Genomic DNA, 16,598 nt, shown 5'->3' with positions numbered 1-16,598 from the left:
TTGGTCTGCAGTCGTTTGGTTGCGGGGCAAGAAAGCTGCGACGAGTCGCAGCAGTCCACGAAGCGTTGCACTAGTCCTTAAACAAGCGTACTCCACTTGCTTGGCGGAGCATTTGCGCATAAAAAAACTCGAAATATCCTGCAGTTTGTTGGTCTTTTTTCACCAGCCCAACAAGCCGCTCGCTAACCACGATGGAGATTTCGAGTGAAGACGATTAAAGCAGATTTGATTCGAAAACGCAAACGACGTATCAAGAACAGGTTACAGAATTCGGCTGCTCACGATCGCGGACACCCCATGCTCAAAGGGGACAAGATTGCGTATGAGCTGGCACAAAAAGCAGGCGGGACCGCCTACGGGGGCGTCGCCGCCATCCATCGATTCGCAAAGAAGATCGGACTGCCGAAACGGATCGACGATGCCTTGCACTTGTTCAAAATCCATCGCCCCTATCATGAATCCGATCATGTTTTGAATTTGGCTTATAACGCGCTCTGCGGAGGAACTTGCTTGGAGGACATTGAACTGCGCCGCAACGATGAGTCATTTCTCGATTCGATCGGAGCCGAAAGGATCCCCGATCCAACCACCGCAGGAGACTTCTGTCGCCGATTCGATCCCTATCATATTAATCGTTTGCAAGATGCCTTCGATCAAGTTCGCTTGGATATCTGGCAACAACAAGACAATGCGTTCTTCGATCAAGCGACCATCGAGATGGATGGCACGATCGTCGAAACAACCGGTCAGTGCAAAGAGGGAATGGACATCAGCTACAAAGGCATCTGGGGTTACCATCCGTTGGTGATAACGTTGGCCGAAACGGGCGAAGCTTTACGCCTGGTCAACCGTAGCGGCAATCGTCCCAGCCAAGAAGGCGCAGCCGAGCAAGCCGACACGGCGATCTCGCTTTGTCGCCAGGCAGGCTTTCGCCGAATCGTTCTGCGAGGCGACACCGCGTTCACTCAAACGATTCATCTGGACCGCTGGCACCGGGCAGGCGTGAAGTTCACCTTTGGCATGAAGGCCTACCCGGGACTCGTCGATATCGCGGAAAACGTGCAAATTGACGCTTGGAAGCAGTTGCCTCGCTCGCCCAAATACGCCCCGAATACACCTGACCGAGACCGTCCTGAGAACGTGAAAGAACAGATTGTCCAGCTGCGTGGCTACCCCAACAAGCGTCTGACTTCAGAGTGGGTCACCGAGGTTCCTTACAGCCCCACCGATTGCAAAGAGACCTACCGCTTAGTGATCCTTTGCAAAGAACTAGAAGTCACCAAGCAGGGTCGATTGTTCGACGACTGTCTGTACTTCTTCTACCTGACCAACGAAGCGGGCGATGTGCTCAGCACCAATGACGTTGTGTATGCCAGCAACGATCGCTGTGACCAAGAGAACATCTTGGCTCAGTTAAATCAGTGCCGGGCGCTCCACGCGCCGGTGGACAACCTGGAATCGAATTGGGCTTACATGGTGATGACGGCCCTGTCGTGGAACTTGAAAGCGTGGATCGGATTGAGCGTTCCGATAAACGGACGCTGGCGTGAGCAACACAAGCAAGAAGGTCGGGCTGTGATCCGCATGGAGTTCAAACAATTCGTAGAACAGTTCGTGCGACTTCCGGCACAGATCGTTCGCAGTGGACGGCAGTTGGTGGTCCGTCTGTTGTCATGGAGCGAATCTCTGCATGTGTTCAATCGCTGGGTTCGCTTCGCGCTTGAGTGAGTGCCGAAATCACGAAGCTGAGGTATGTAAGCCTCAGTACCGCCGCCAGCCTCAAACCGCCCGCAGGGCACCTGACCGACCGATGCCTGAAATTCACGACCGAAAAATCCCCCGCTGGTCCCGCCAGCAGATCGCCGCTGCGCCTCCACCAACTGCCCAAAACACATCCGGCATATACTTATTTAAGGACTAGTCTTTTTCTGCTCGCAGGACAGAGACGAACGCTTCTTGAGGGATGTTTACGCTGCCGAACTGCTTCATCTTAGCCTTGCCCTTCTTCTGCTTCTCCAGCAGCTTTTTCTTCCGCGTGACGTCTCCACCGTAGAGTTTGGCGGTCACATCCTTGCGGTAGGGCTGGATGGTGGCACGGGCAATGATTGAACCACCAATGGCTCCCTGAATGGGGATCTTAAATTGGTGACGCGGGATGGCTTCCGCGAGTTGCTCGCAGTAGTGCAAGGCCCGCGTGCGAGCCTTGTCGCGATGGACTAGATAGGAAAATGCATCCACCGGTTCCTTGTTGACCAAAATGTCGACTTTCACCACATCGGTTGGCCGGTATTCGATCGGCGTATAATCGAACGAGCCGTAACCGCGAGTAATCATCTTCAGCTTGCCGTAGAACTCGAACAAGACTTCGCCGAGCGGCATTTCGCTCGTAATCTCCACACGATCCGCGGTGAGGTAGTTCATCGTTTGACTCTCCGAACGATGTTCGCGACAGAGCTCCATGACCGGGCCCACGAACTCTTCGGGGATGATAATCGTCGCTTTGATGTACGGTTCGGTTGCGGATTCAATATTGGACGGGTCGGGCCAATTGCTGGGATTGTCGACGTTGAGCGTGGACTCGTCTTTCAACGTGAGGCAGTACTGGACCGAGGGGGCGGAGATGACCAAGCCGAGGTTGAATTCACGCTGGAGACGCTCTTGGACCACATCCAGGTGGAGCAGGCCTAAGAAGCCGCAGCGGAACCCGAATCCAAGAGCGGCGGAGCTGTCTTTCTCGTACGTCAGTGCCGCGTCGTTGATCGCCAGTTTGTCGAGCGCTTTGGCCAGATCCGGGTACTCATCGGTACTCATCGGATAGACCGAGGAGAAGACCACTTGCTTGGCTTCTTGGTAACCGGGAATCGGCTCGCTAGCTGGGTTGTCTAGGAGTGTGATCGTATCGCCGATCTCGATGTCTTGAACACTCTTGACCCCGGCGACGATGTAGCCCACTTCACCCGCGCTGAGTTGGGGTTTGGGGACCAGCTTGAATTGGTTGTATCCCAATTCATCGACTTTGTAGTCATGGTCGGAGTGCATGAAGTGGATGACATCGCGCGGCTTGAGGGTACCCTCCATAACCCGGCACTGCAAAATCACCCCTCGGAATTTGTCGAAGTGCGCGTCGAACACGAGGGCTTTGAGCGGTGCGTTGGGATCCCCCTTGGGAGGCGGCAAGTGGTCGACGATGCCGGCGAGCACTTTGTCGATGCCCACACCTGTTTTGGCGGAGACCGGGATGGCGGCAAACGGATCGAGGCCGAGGTCGGAGTCGATTTCCTCGCGCACACGATCAACATCGGCGGCAGGCAGGTCAATTTTATTGATGACTGGCAGCAGGGTCAGGTCGTATTCGAGGGCTAGGTAGAGGTTGGCAACCGTCTGCGCCTCGACTCCCTGCGACGCATCGACCACGATCAAGGCACCTTCGCAGGCCATCAGCGAGCGGCGCACTTCGTGGGAAAAATCGACGTGACCGGGTGTGTCGATCAGATTCAGCAGGTATTCCTGCCCGTCGGCGGTCTTATACGCTAGCGTAACGGTATTGCTCTTAATCGTGATTCCACGTTCACGCTCGATATCCATAGAATCGAGCATTTGATCGTGGAAATCCCGCTGCGTAACTCCGCCGCAAGCCTGGATCAGACGATCTGCCAACGTTGACTTACCGTGGTCAATGTGTGCAATAATACAGAAATTACGGATATGTTTCATGCTTCGTGAGCTTCTAGGACGGAATGACGTAAGGCACCTGCAATCTTAGTGCATCCCGTCCAAAACCGTAACGCTCTACAACATGGCATAGATCAATATTTGAATAACAAGTGCCAGCGCGGCACTCAGTTTGAGGTTTGCATCCCAACGCTGGGTGCCTTCGGGGGGAGTTGTTACCGATTTCGGCAAACACAGAACCCAGATTAGCAACAGAATTAGGCTCCCCACGAACAGAACTCGGACCCAAGACAGCGGAACGAGCATCAGTGTCTGACGCAGGAACTCTCCGAAGGAATGCAAAGGTGTCATTGGGCAACTCCTTCCTGAGGGGATCGATCGCCTTTGGCCGGACGTTCGGGGGAGGAACGCCATTGCACTACGCAAGCGAGTTGTGCGGCCGTGTTGGGGCGACCGAGCAGACTGAGTACGGCCAGGACCAGGGCGGTTACCAGGAATGCCCAAATTGAGAAGTACAGGAACGGTTCCTGGATTTTGAAGAGTGGTTCCCAGCCAAGTGCCTGGTAGACCAGCGGTTGGTTCAGGGCATAGAGGGTGATCGAGGTGAGGATGCCGCAGAGGAGTCCCACCAGGGCAGCCATGCCGGTTGCCCGCCGCCATAGGATGCCGAGCAGTAAAACGGCGAACGCGGGACCTTGGAAAAATGCCATCAAGGTTTGGAAGATGCCGTAGATCCCCGAGTTCTCGCTCATCGTGGTCAGCAGGAAGGCAAAAGCGACGGCCCACATCACTAAGGCCAGCGTGGTTGCTCGTCCCACGAACAGCAATCTTTCGTCGGTGACCTGCGGGTGGAGGAATCGTTTGTAGAGATCGTACGAGACGATGGTCGCGGCCGAGTTGAGGTACGAATCGATACTTGACATCAGGGCGGCTAAGAATGCCGCGACGAACAATCCCCGCACGCCAACCGGCAACAGGACTCCAACTAGACTGGGGATGGCGGAATCGCCGTCTGGAAGATCGGGCAATAGGGCAATTGCGATCAGCCCTGGAACGGCGACGATCAAAGGAATCACGTTCTTGAGGACAGCTCCCCAGACATAGGACGCTTTGGCTTCAAATTCGCTCCGCGCCCCCAGAGCCCGCTGCACGATCGCTTGATTGCCAATCCAGTAGGCGGGACTGAGGATCAACGCCAAGCCAAAATAGATGCCCGGCCATGGAAATGGCGTGCGCGTGTCGACCGGTAAAATCAGCTTCATCGGATCGTCTTGCGACTGGTCGTCGCTCGTCTGCTCCACTTGCGCTGATTCCACTGCCAACGGGCTACTTGCTTCACTTGCTTGCCGCTCGCGTGCATCTCGTAGCCTCGACTGCAGCTCGCCGATTCCACCCACTTCAATCAATCCTAAAACTAGGATGGTCAAGCACCCAAGAATCATCACAGCACACTGAACCATGTCTGTGTACACGACCGCAGCTAGGCCGCCCACCAGGGTGTAGCCTCCCACGAGGACTGCGGTGACGAGGATGCAGACCGTTTCATCCCAACCAAAAACCGCTGACATCATTTTCGCCGAAGCGAGCAGCATGATGCCTAAGTTGCAAGCCATGAACAGCAACCAGCAGATTGCAATTACCGAGCGCACCCCGGCGTTGTAGCGTCGCTCCAAGAATTCGGGGATTGTGTTCACACCCGTGCGGTACAGGAAGGGGATGAAGATAAAGGCCCCGAGAATCATGGCCGGAACACATCCGATCCATTCGAAATTGGAGACTGCCAAGCCATAGGTGTAGGCGGCTCCCCCTACCCCGATGATGTCTGTACCGCCGATATCGGTGGCCACTAAGGACATGCCGATCGCCCACCATGGTAGCTGCCGCCCTCCCAGAAAAAAGTCTGTACCGGTCTTGAGACGCATGCCAATGGCGAAGCCAAAAAGAACGGTGCCGAGCAAATACAGCCCGATCACAATGTAGTCGGGAATCGTCAGTAGGCTGGCAGCAACGAGCATCTTCAAATATTTTTAAACGGGGAGTTGAGAATGCAGAGAATTGTGGGCAGGTTGGAACAGAATACCAGAAATGCTGGGCTTCCACTGGACCGGTGCCCCATTGGCACAAACTTCTTGGGTAAGCTCTACGCAGTCGTCAATTCGCGTGGCAGTCCATGCATCGGACGGGGACCCACGACGCAATGCGACCACCGCGCTTCCTGGCAATGACTGCGAGGGAGTCTGCCTATCGCCCCTTGTGTTTGGACCAGTAGGCCCATGCCCAAGTTGCACTTCTATCAAAACCTAAGATCACTTTCAACCAATTAGATACAGCTAGGGAGCACTCGCATGAGTCAAACCAAGTCGACGAAAAAGAACTCGAGTTTTTATCGATTGGGGATGTGCGCATGTCTCCTAACTGCCGGCCTGCTGAGCAATGTTGCGGGGGCAGCCGATGAGGCTTCGCCAAGTTTGAAAGTTAAAAGCTGCGAGGATTTTTCCATAACGGGCAAAGGAGATGCGACGGCTTGGCAGGCTGCTGATTGGGTCGACCTGCGGCGTCGGCCTGGAGGCAAGCATGACTACTCGGCGCGTTTTAAAATGCTGTATTCCTCCACGGGAGTCTACGTTCTCTTTGATGGGAGTGACCAGAAACTGACGGCCACGATGCAGGAGGATTTTCTTGATTTGTGGAACGAAGACGTATTCGAATGCTTCTTTTGGACCAGCGAAAAACACTCGGTCTACTTCGAATATGAAATCTCGCCACTTGGATTCGAGTTGCCCATCCTGATCCCCAACTTGGAAGGACGCTTCCTGGGCTGGCGTCCTTGGCATTACGAGGGAGATCGCAAGATTCAAAAAAAGGTTTCGGCTAGTGGCGGTAGCAATGAATCAATGGCGAAAGTAAGCGGTTGGCGCGCGGAGGTTTTCATTCCCTACGCATTGCTCGAACCACTCGACAACGTTCCGCCGGTCGCTGGAACCCGCTGGCGCGCAAACTTCTATCGCGTTGATTATGATAACGACCAGGAAACTGCCTGGGATTGGGCACGTGTTGGGCCAAGTTTTCACGAATTCAAAAAGTTCGGTACGCTGGTTTTTGACTAGCCCTCGCCCTGGAGACAACTCTCGCCTTCCCACGCGCGCCGTCCCACGCGGAATTCAACTACGCCTTTTTTCATGATCGGAATTCCCATGCATTCCTCCAAAATCCCGGCAATCCTCTCCCTTGTTCTCCTACTTGTTCCCTTGCTGAGCCATGGGAGTGCGCAGACCCCTTCCGAAGTAGAGTCTGTGCCAGCCGATGATATTCGCGACTTGAAGCTGCGCGATTGGCAGCCCTCATCGATGATGAAAACCAAGGTGACACGAGTTCAGTTACCCAAGGCGCCAGTCATCGATGTGCACAATCATTTGGGTGGTGGAGCGGCTACGCTGACTTCGGAACGGGTTGCCAAGTACCTTCGAGAGATGGATGCTGCAGGCGTGCGGACAGTCGTTAACCTGGATGGTGGATGGGATACCAAATTGCGAGAAACGTTGGCTGCACTCGATACAGCCCACCCGGGGCGTTTCCTGACTTTCACTCTCCTTAACTTCAACGGCTTCGATCAACCAGGTTGGTCTGAACGCGAGACGGAGCGTTTGCGGCAGAGTTTCGAAGCGGGAGCGAAAGGGTTGAAGTTTCACAAGTCTCTCGGACTGTCGTACCGCGATGAAGAAGGCAATTTGTTAGGGATTGATGACGCCCGCTTGGATCCAATCTGGCAATTGTGTGGGGAGATGGAGCGTCCGGTGATGATCCATACCTCGGATCCCGCTGCGTTCTTCACCCCGCTGGATCGGTACAACGAGCGTTGGCATGAACTTAACGATCATCCCGGCTGGCTCTTCCATGGTGAAAAATTTCCATCCCGAGATGAGCTGCTGGAACAACGCAATCGCGTGATTGCCAAGCATCCTGCGACAACGTTCATTGGGGCGCATTTTGGCAACAATCCCGAGGATCTCGAAGCCGTCGGGCGGTGGCTGGATACTTATCCCAATTTCTATGTGGACATTGATGCACGCATTTCCGAGTTGGGACGGCAACCCTACAGCAGTCGACGTTTTTTGATCAAGTATCAAGATCGTATTATGTTCGGGACCGACACGACGCCCGATGCCGAAGCCTATCGCTTGTACTATCGTTTTCTGGAGACAGATGACGAATATTTCGACACCGCCGAGTCGCATCACCGTCAAGGGTTTTGGATGATCTATGGGATTTTTCTGCCGGACCCCGTGTTGGAGAAAATCTATAGAACCAACGCCAGCCAGTTGTTGGGACTCGACTGAATCGTGCATGCTAAGGACCGTCGGAACAATTAATGGCGGATAGTCGCCGAACCGCTCCGCCGGTTCGTTGGGGAAAAGGCCGATCGGCGGAGCGATCTGGCGACACTTATTGTTCCGAAGGTCCTAAGTCCGTGCACCTGTGTGACCGAATCGTTCGTCCTGCCTCATCGACGTGACTGGCTTGCAAAATATGCCTGTTTCCCGTGGCTTGTCCCCTGTCATCCCCCTGCCCTTTCGCCTCTTTTGATCCTTCCGTTGGGAATTCTACGATGCAGCTCTATTCTTCCGTCTGTGGTCGCTCTCTGGCTTGGGTTGCGATATTAACGCTTGGTCTCTGGGGATCCGGAGAGTCCATCGCACGAAGTGCAGAGAAAACGCTCGACATCGTGATTCAAGGTGGCAAAGTGGTCGATGGGACTGGTGCGCCCTGGTACATCGCGGACATTGGAATCAGCGGGGGCAAGATTGTTCGGATTGGACATATCCCAGCTGAGGACGCTAAAGAGGTGATTGATGCTCGCGGGCTGGTGGTTGCTCCTGGTTTCGTGGACATGATGGGGCAGACCGCTACTCCTATGCTGGAAGACCCCAAGACGGCCCTGAACCTGCTGACCCAGGGGATTACGACGATCAATGCAGGAGAGGGGAGCTCCGCGGCACCTCTCGGCAAAGAGGAGGAGGCGCGCCAGGGGTACACCACGATGGCGGAGTATTTTGCGTTGGTCGAGTTGAAGGGCTTGCCGGTCAATGTGGTTCAGACTATCGGTCACACTCAGGTGCGTCGATTGGTAATTGGTGAAGTTGATCGACGCCCCAGCGATGCAGAGATGAAGGAGATGCAGGAGCTGGTGCGCGAGGCAATGGAAGCTGGGGCGATCGGTGTTTCCACCGCCCTGATCTACCCACCCGCGATCTACGCGCAGACGAAAGAGATTGCCATGCTGGCGGCAACTGCTGGCGAATACGGTGGCCGCTACTTCACCCACATGCGCAACGAGGGGGACCGTCTGTTGGAGGCGATCGACGAAGCTCTCGATATTGGCCGCGAAGGTAATACGCCCGTTCATATCTTCCACCTCAAGGCAGCGGGGCAACAGAATTGGGGGAAGATGCAACTTGCCATCGCTAAGATCAAGGCGGCGCGGGCGGCTGGGCAACAGGTGACGGCTGATATTTACCCCTATATGAATAATGGGTTAGGTATCGCAGCGTTGATTCATCCGCGCCATTTTTCCAAGGGGCATGAACAGCTGGTTCGCCGCTTGGACGACGTGCAACTGCGAGCGGAGATTCGGCAGGAAATGGAGACCACCGAAGGCTGGGAGAATTGGTTTCGCCACGCCAACCACGACTGGAATCGCATTGTTATCGGAAGCAGCAATGATGCTCGCTACACAAAGCACGATGGCAAAACGGTCCAAGAGATCGCTACGGCGATGGAGGAAGAGCCCTGGGACACGTTCTTCAATCTAGTTCGCAGCGGTGCCTTTGCCTTGCCACAGACGATGTCGGATGCCAACAAAATTTTAGCAATGCAGCAAAATTTCGTCTCATTCTGCACTGACGTTGGACCTGCGGGTGGGAGCCGTTCTGCGTCCCATCCGCGAGCATTCGGAGCTTTCCCGCGCCTGTTGTCACGCTACGTGCGAGATTTGGGCGCCATTTCACTGGAGCAAGCAGTCGCACAAGCCAGTGCTGCCGCGACTAACAATGTGCTTGCGTTTGATCGTGGCAGAATCAGTCAGGGCCTAGCTGCAGATGTGATCGTGTTCAATTACGAAGACCTCGTGGACCACGCCGATTTCTCCAATCCAAGCGCGCTGTCTGAAGGAATGAAACATGTGATTGTGGGTGGTGTCCCCGTCTTGAGAGATGGGGAAATGACCGATGCTCGCCCCGGACGTGTACTCCGCGGTCCAGGCTACCAAGCGTCGAAGGCAGCCGCGGAAGTTGCTTCCGGAGAGCCCGATCAACGATTCGCTAGCTACGACCGTCTCGTGCATGCGTTCATGCAAGAGCACCAAGTTCCCGGCGTATCCATTGCCGTTACGAATCACGGCAAGCTCGCCTTCGCTCGAGGATACGGGTACGCCGACGTGGCTACTGGCGAACAGGTGGACTCCAGCAGCTTGTTCCGCATTGCCAGTCTTTCGAAACCGATCACTGCGGTTGCCATTTTGCAGTTGATCGAACGTGGGCAGATTGAACTGGACTCCAAAGTCTTTGAAGTTCTGGATAAGCAGGATGCAATTCAGTCCGTCAAGGACTCGGACCCACGATTGCGGGAGATCACGCTCCGCCATCTGCTAGAGCATCGCGGCGGCTGGGATCGCAATGAGTCGTTCGACGCGATGTTCCAATCGGTCCGGTTTGCTGAGCAACTTGGCGTCACACCGCCTGCAAATCAGGCCACGGTGATCCAGGCCATGTTTTCTCAACCACTCGATTTTGATCCAGGCGAACGCTACGCCTACTCCAATTTCGGCTATTGCTTGTTGGGACGTGTAATCGAGCATCTGAGTGGGCAGTCCTACGAGGAGTATGTGAAGGAGCACGTCTTGCTGCCACTGGGGATTACGCAGATGCGGATCGGTGCCACAAGATTGCAGGGAAGAGCGGAGCACGAAGTTCGATACTACCAACCAGGAACGGGGCGATCTGTTTTCTCTGCGGATTTACGAGACGAGGTGCCCAAGCCCTATGGCGCCTGGAATTTGGAAGCGATGGATTCCCACGGAGGATGGATTGCCTCTGCGTCGGACTTAGTCAAGTTTGCTGCCGCGTTTGACGATCCCGACCATTGTCCGCTGCTCAGCCGAGAGTCCATCGAGCGAATGTATGCTCGGCCACCCGGACTTGCTGGCTACGAAGCTGAAGGGGAGGAGAAGAAGACGTATTACTCGCTAGGCTGGAACAATCGTCCTGTTGGAGATGGCCAAGTCAACCATTGGCACACCGGTTCGTTAGATGGGACGGCTACCATCCTCATTCGCCGGCATGACGGCAAGAACTTTGCAGCTCTTCTCAATGCCCGTGTGAGTCCCACTTCCGCGCATTTGGGAAGTGCCATTGACCAACTGCTCCACCGCGCCGCCAACGAAGTTAGTGACTGGCCCTGAGTCCGGTGCCCATGGAGTACAGTCCCTATGTGGAGTGCGATAACGCGTTGTCGCTTTGGAGTGATGTTTGGGAGAAGAGTGGTTAATCCACCGAGCAGGTGTTTGGGACAGCGGAATGACTTTTTCCGGGGCTCTGAGTTGCAGGGCCGTAGGCGTGGTGGGTCGACTGGCGGTGGGTGCAAGAGTCGTTTGGTTGCCGAACAAAAAAGCTACGACAAGTCGCAGCAGTCCACATATGGAGTGCGATAACTCGTTATCGCTTTGGAGTCGTGGTATGGGGGAGTGTGGTTAATCCACCGAGCAGGTGCTTGGGGGTAGCGGAATGACTTTTTGCGGGCTCTGCCTTGCAGGGCCGTAGACGTGGTGGGTCGACTGTCGGTGGGTGCAAGAGTCGTTTGGTTGCGGGGCAAGAAAGCTACGACAAGTCGCAGCAGTCCACATATGGAGTGCGATAACTCGTTATCGCTTTGGAGTCGTGGTATGGGGGCGTGTGGTTAATCCACCGAGCAGGTGTTTGGGGGCAGCGGAATGACTTTTTCCAGGCCTCTGAATTGCAGGGCCGTAGGCTTGGTGGGTCGACTGTCGGTGGGTGCAAGAGTCGTTTGGTTGCCGAACAAAAAAGCTACGACAAGTCGCAGCAGTCCCTATATGGAGTGCGATAACTCGTTATCGCTTTGGAGTCGTGGTATGGGGGCGTGTGGTTAATCCACCGAGCAGGTGTTGAGGGGGTAGCGGAATGACTTTTTGCGGAACTCCGTCTGCCGGTTGCTGGGCTGCTCATGTCGTCGCTGGCATTGGGCAGAGGGCTTTGGCATGCGCCTATGCTGCGAAGCTCATTGTCGCAATGAACGATACTTAACTTAATCCAATTTGTTTTTAAATACCGTATCTCAAGAACGTAGAGCTACCTAATGAAACATAACTTCTTTCGTATGGATTGGTGGGCTACCGCTTCATCTACCGCGTGTTCCACGCGTGGGTGCAGCCGTCGGCGGCGAGGCCTGCTGTCAAGCGGGATGACGGCCTGCTATTTCAGTCTGGTTGCTTGCTTTTCGCCAGCTGCGCTGTCGACGGCGGAAGAGCCTTCACCTGCCCAGCAGCATACTGGTTCCCAGGTCGTGCTCGTCGCCGATACTGAGTCTCAAACTGTCGAGCCCTTGGTGATCGAACGCTCGGTGATGACCAAGGGATACGACGGAAAACAGTGTTGGGTGCATGCGCGAGCAGGAGTTGTTCCTACGGACGATCCGCAATCCGCCCCCACCATCGTTTTGACCACACAGCGTCTGGACATTACCGGGTCGGATGTGTTCCATGCATTGCATTCAGCTTTCAGTGCAGATTTGGGCGAGACATGGTCCCCGCTGGTTCCGCAGGCTGGGTTCGAGCGTTGGAAGATCGCGGATCGCACCGAGGAAACCATTTGCGATTTTTCGCCCATGTGGCATGGGAAATCTGGCAAACTCCTTGGATTCGGCCAGTCGGTCCGCTACTTCGATAACAAGGTCATGCACGTACGGCCCAAGTTCACGGGGTATTCGGTCTATGAACCTGAAACGCATTCCTGGGCGAAGCCCAAGCAACTCGAGATGCCGGATGAGCTCCGTTTCCGCAGTAGCGGAGCGGGCAGCGTCCAACGCTACGATTTGCCCAATGGTGATCTGTTGCTACCGGTCTACTTTAAATCGCCGGAAGAGACTCAATACTCTGTGACGGTCTGTTTGTGTAAGTTTGATGGCGAAACCGTCACGTATGTGCGGCACGGAAACGAGCTGACTGTAGATGTTCAACGTGGGTTTGCTGAACCCTCAATCACTGCCTTCAAGGATCGCTACTACCTGACACTCCGCAACGATGAGCACGGGTACGTGACGACAAGTTCCGATGGTTTGAACTATGAACCACCGCGTCGTTGGACCTTTGATGATGGTTCGGACCTTGGCAACTACAACACACAACAACATTGGGTAACGCATCCCAGCGGACTGTATCTGGTCTACACTCGCAAAGGGGCGAACAACGATCATGTTTTTCGGCATCGTGCACCGTTGTTTATTGCGCGAGTTGATCCCGACAAACTGCATGTCCTGCGCGACACCGAGCAGGTACTTGTACCCGAGCGGGGCGCCCGGCTTGGCAATTTCGGGGTTTCCAAAGTAACACCCAATGAAACTTGGGTTGTCGTCACGGAATGGATGCAGACCTGGAACCGGCCGACCTACATCATGCCTGTCGACAACGTGTATGGGGCGGACAACAGCATTCATATCGCCAAGATTAAATGGCCGTCGACGATCGAGTAAACGAGTGGCTTGCAGGAGGCCGTCGTGCTGGCTTGCTCCGACGGCAACAGGCTACCTTTAGCTGTATGAATCTTCAGAGGGATGAACCATGAATTTGAATTTTAGAATGCACTTGCCTCAAATCCAACTGGCGCTGCTCGTGTGCATCGGCCTGGGAGTCGCCCGCACTTCTGCTCAGGACGAACCGCTCACATTGAATCAAAAGGCGGATGGGTATCACGGGATTTGGTACATGAACCAGCCCTCCAACGATGAATATGTGTACAAGTATAGCGGTGGCCTAGGGACGTATTGTGCCAAGCACAAGCCCTTTGCGTTGTATTGCAAACAGGTGAATAAAACATTCTTCTGCTACGGTGGTGCGACGCCGACGGATAGTCGCCAACTCTTGCACATGGTTTCCTATCTAGATCATGCAACTGGCACAGTTCCTCATCCAACGATTCTGCTGGACAAGAAAACCAATGATGCGCACGACAACCCCGTGATCTCTGTGGACAATGAAGGGTATATCTGGATTTTCTCGACCTCGCATGGCCGCTCGCGTCCCTCCTACATTCATCGCAGCAAGCAACCCTACGATATCAATGAATTTGAACTCGTGGAGGCGACGCGAGCCGAGGGCGAAACGCAGGTCCCAATGACGAATTTCTCCTACCTGCAGGTCTGGCAGTCTGCCGAATTGGGGTTCCACGCGTTCTTCACCCGCTACAACTATCCGGCGGCCAGAACGATTTGTTTCATGAACAGCCGAGATGGTCGCGAGTGGAGTCAATGGCAGCGGATTGCAGCCATCGGTGAAGGACACTATCAGGTTACTGGGATTGGCAAGTCGAAATTGGGATCGATGTTCAATTACCATCCTCAGGGCAAGGGCCTCAACTGGCGAACCAATTTGTACTATGTCCAAACTGAAGATAACGGCGCAAGCTGGAAGAGCGTTGCGGGAGAGCCACTCTCGCTTCCCTTGACCGAAGTCGCCAACGCGGCTTTGGTGCATGACTATGAAGCAGAGGGGCTGAACGTCTACCTGAAGGATCTTCGATTTGACAACCATGACCGACCGGTGTTGCTGTATATCACCAGCAAAGGGTACGAATCGGGGCCACAGAATAATCCTCGTACCTGGACCCTAGCTCGCTGGACAGGTGAGGTTTGGCAAATTTCCCCCATCACCACATCGGATAATAACTACGACATGGGAGAGTTGTGGATGCAATCGGAGGACGATTGGCGAGTGATTGGACCTACTGCCGTGGGAGCACAGCCTTTCAATCCGGGCGGCGAAGTGGTGATGTGGCAGAGTCGCGATCAGGGAGCGAATTGGAGTCAAATGCGTCAGCTAACCCGGGACAGTTCGATGAATCACACTTATGTTCGACGTGTGCTCAATGCACACCCCGATTTCGTAGCAATTTGGGCAGATGGACACGGCCGCCAGCCGTCGAATTCTCATCTCTATTTTTCCAATGTTGATGGCGACGTCTTTCAATTGCCCACCGCAATGCCAACTGCCATGGCACGTCCCAAGCAGATCAAGTAGCAATGCCGGGGCATTTCCGTGGGTATCTAGCATGGTGGTAGTTTGAACTCAAAATCGGAGCCGAGATGGATTTAGGATTGGCTGGCCATACGGCATTGATTACGGGAGGCGCCAATGGCATTGGACTGGCCACCGCCAAAGCTTTCGCAGCTGAGGGGTGCCGGCTGTTGTTATGGGATCTTGCCACAAGTGTTGCAGTCGCTGAGGAGTTGGCAGACGAGTTCGGCGTCGATGTGCAATCGCAGCAAGTCGATGTCGCAAACTTTAATCAATGTCAAAGCCAACTTGCGGAGTTTATCGGTAGCGGAAGATCGATTCAGCATGTGGTGCATTGCGCTGCAGTTGGTTCCGGAAAGTTTGGGTTTCCCTTTACCAAACTAAATCCCGAGGATTGGCGCAAACCTGTAGAGGTCAATATTTTGGGGATGACCAACATTGCACATGTGCTAACGCATTACCTGACCGAACAACAGGTCGGGACGTTTGTGTTCGTTGCATCGGTCGCTGGACAAATTGGTTCGCAAACCGATCCTCCCTACAGTGCCAGCAAAGCAGCTAACATCAATTTTGCGCAGTGCATGGCCAAAGACTTGGCCTGTTACGGTATTCGAGTCAATACCGTTTGTCCGGGCATGGTGCAGACCGCACTTAATCGCGCGGTATGGCAGGCTTGGCACAATACCGCACTTGAGGGTGACAAGCAGAGCTACGAGGAATGGGCGGCGAGGAAGTTGCAGAGTGTGGTTCCATTGGGACGCTGGCAAGCGTGCGAGGATATCGCTTCCATGATCGTCTTTCTTTCGTCCGATCGGGCAATGCAAGTTACGGGACAAACCATCAACGTCGATGGTGGGCAGGTAATGCACAGTTGATCCACCTTGGTTCAGCACCACCTCAATCCATCGTAGGATTCACTTGGGAAAGTGATGACTCGTTGTCGCTTTGGAGTGGTGATTTGGTGGGGGGTGGTTAGGCCACCGAGCGGGTGCTTGGGGGCAGCCGAGAGTTTTCTTCCGGGCTCTTTCTGGCTGAGACTGATTGAGAAGCAAGCGGCCAGGGGAGTCATTTGGTCTGAGCAGTAGGCATTTGGTTGCGGGGCAAGAAAGCTACGACAAGTCGCAGCAGTCCATATTTGGAGTGCGACTACTTGTCGTCGCTTTGGAGTGGTGATTGGGGCTGGTGTGGTTAGTCCACCGAGCTGGTGTTTGGGGGCAGCTGGGAGTTTTCTTCCGAGCTCTTTCTGGCTGAGATTTACTGAGAATCAGGCGGCCAGGGGAGGCATTGGGTTCGAGCAGTAGGCATTGGGTTGCGGGGCAAGAAAGCTACGACGAGTCGCAGCAGTCCATATTGGGAGTGCGACGACTTGTCGTCGCTTTGGAGTGGTGATTGGGGCTGGTGTGGTTAGTCCACCGAGCAGGTGTTTTTATGCAGCCAAGAGTTTTCTTCCGTGCTCTTTCTGGCTGAGATTTACTGAGAATCAGGTGGCCAGGGGAGTCATTTGGTTCGAGCAGTAGGCATTTGGTTGCGGGGCAAGTAAGCTACGACGAGTCGCAGCAGTCCATATGTGGAGTGCGATGACTCGTCGTCGCTTTGGAGTGGTGATGGCGGTGTGGGGAAATCGATG

10 protein-coding genes are annotated in these 16,598 nt (G+C 54.6%); 7 read left to right on the top strand and 3 right to left on the bottom strand.

The annotated features are described in order from the left end of the window. Positions 1-204 precede the first annotated feature (204 nt). Positions 205-1,728 (top strand): IS1380 family transposase, encoded by a 1,524-nt coding sequence (locus Q31a_RS23510; protein WP_145075619.1) that lies wholly within the window; start codon positions 205-207, stop codon positions 1,726-1,728. Between the two features lie 189 nt (positions 1,729-1,917). Here Q31a_RS23510 and lepA read toward each other — a convergent pair whose 3' ends face one another. From lepA to Q31a_RS23495, 3 genes are all read right to left on the bottom strand, one after another. Next, entirely contained in the window at positions 1,918-3,714 is a 1,797-nt protein-coding gene (gene lepA, locus Q31a_RS23505) for a translation elongation factor 4 (protein WP_145083216.1), read from the bottom strand. Between the two features lie 75 nt (positions 3,715-3,789). Next, positions 3,790-4,023 carry a hypothetical protein gene (locus tag Q31a_RS23500; RefSeq protein ID WP_145083213.1) on the bottom strand — a complete coding sequence of 78 codons (234 nt, stop codon included), beginning with the start codon at positions 4,021-4,023 and terminating at the stop codon, positions 3,790-3,792. Beyond that, complete coding sequence (locus tag Q31a_RS23495; RefSeq protein WP_145083210.1) at positions 4,020-5,687, bottom strand: sodium:solute symporter family transporter; 1,668 nt, start codon at positions 5,685-5,687, stop codon at positions 4,020-4,022. The genes Q31a_RS23500 and Q31a_RS23495 overlap by 4 nt, the downstream gene beginning before the upstream one ends. 330 nt (positions 5,688-6,017) lie before the next feature. Here Q31a_RS23495 and Q31a_RS23490 point away from each other — a divergent pair, with 330 nt between their 5' ends. The 6 genes from Q31a_RS23490 (at position 6,018) to Q31a_RS23465 (ending at position 15,846) form a co-directional block, all read left to right on the top strand. Next, entirely contained in the window at positions 6,018-6,779 is a 762-nt protein-coding gene (locus Q31a_RS23490; RefSeq protein WP_231690909.1) for a carbohydrate-binding family 9-like protein, read from the top strand. Between the two features lie 87 nt (positions 6,780-6,866). Beyond that, positions 6,867-8,009 (top strand): amidohydrolase family protein, encoded by a 1,143-nt coding sequence (locus Q31a_RS23485; RefSeq protein ID WP_231690908.1) that lies wholly within the window; start codon positions 6,867-6,869, stop codon positions 8,007-8,009. Between the two features lie 269 nt (positions 8,010-8,278). Further along, positions 8,279-11,128, top strand: coding sequence for a serine hydrolase (locus tag Q31a_RS23480; protein ID WP_145083207.1), 2,850 nt, complete (start codon positions 8,279-8,281; stop codon positions 11,126-11,128). A 911-nt stretch (positions 11,129-12,039) separates the two neighbouring features. Beyond that, positions 12,040-13,431 carry a sialidase family protein gene (locus Q31a_RS23475; protein WP_145083204.1) on the top strand — a complete coding sequence of 464 codons (1,392 nt, stop codon included), beginning with the start codon at positions 12,040-12,042 and terminating at the stop codon, positions 13,429-13,431. 88 nt (positions 13,432-13,519) lie between these two features. Next, positions 13,520-14,974 carry a BNR-4 repeat-containing protein gene (locus tag Q31a_RS23470; protein ID WP_145083201.1) on the top strand — a complete coding sequence of 485 codons (1,455 nt, stop codon included), beginning with the start codon at positions 13,520-13,522 and terminating at the stop codon, positions 14,972-14,974. Between the two features lie 65 nt (positions 14,975-15,039). Further along, positions 15,040-15,846: an SDR family NAD(P)-dependent oxidoreductase gene (locus Q31a_RS23465; RefSeq protein WP_145083198.1), complete on the top strand. Its 807-nt coding sequence runs from the start codon at positions 15,040-15,042 to the stop codon at positions 15,844-15,846. Positions 15,847-16,598: the final 752 nt, after the last annotated feature.

The organism is Aureliella helgolandensis (assembly GCF_007752135.1).
Classification (GTDB): Bacteria; Planctomycetota; Planctomycetia; order Pirellulales; family Pirellulaceae; genus Aureliella; species Aureliella helgolandensis.
This window is presented reverse-complemented; position numbering and strand designations above follow the sequence as displayed.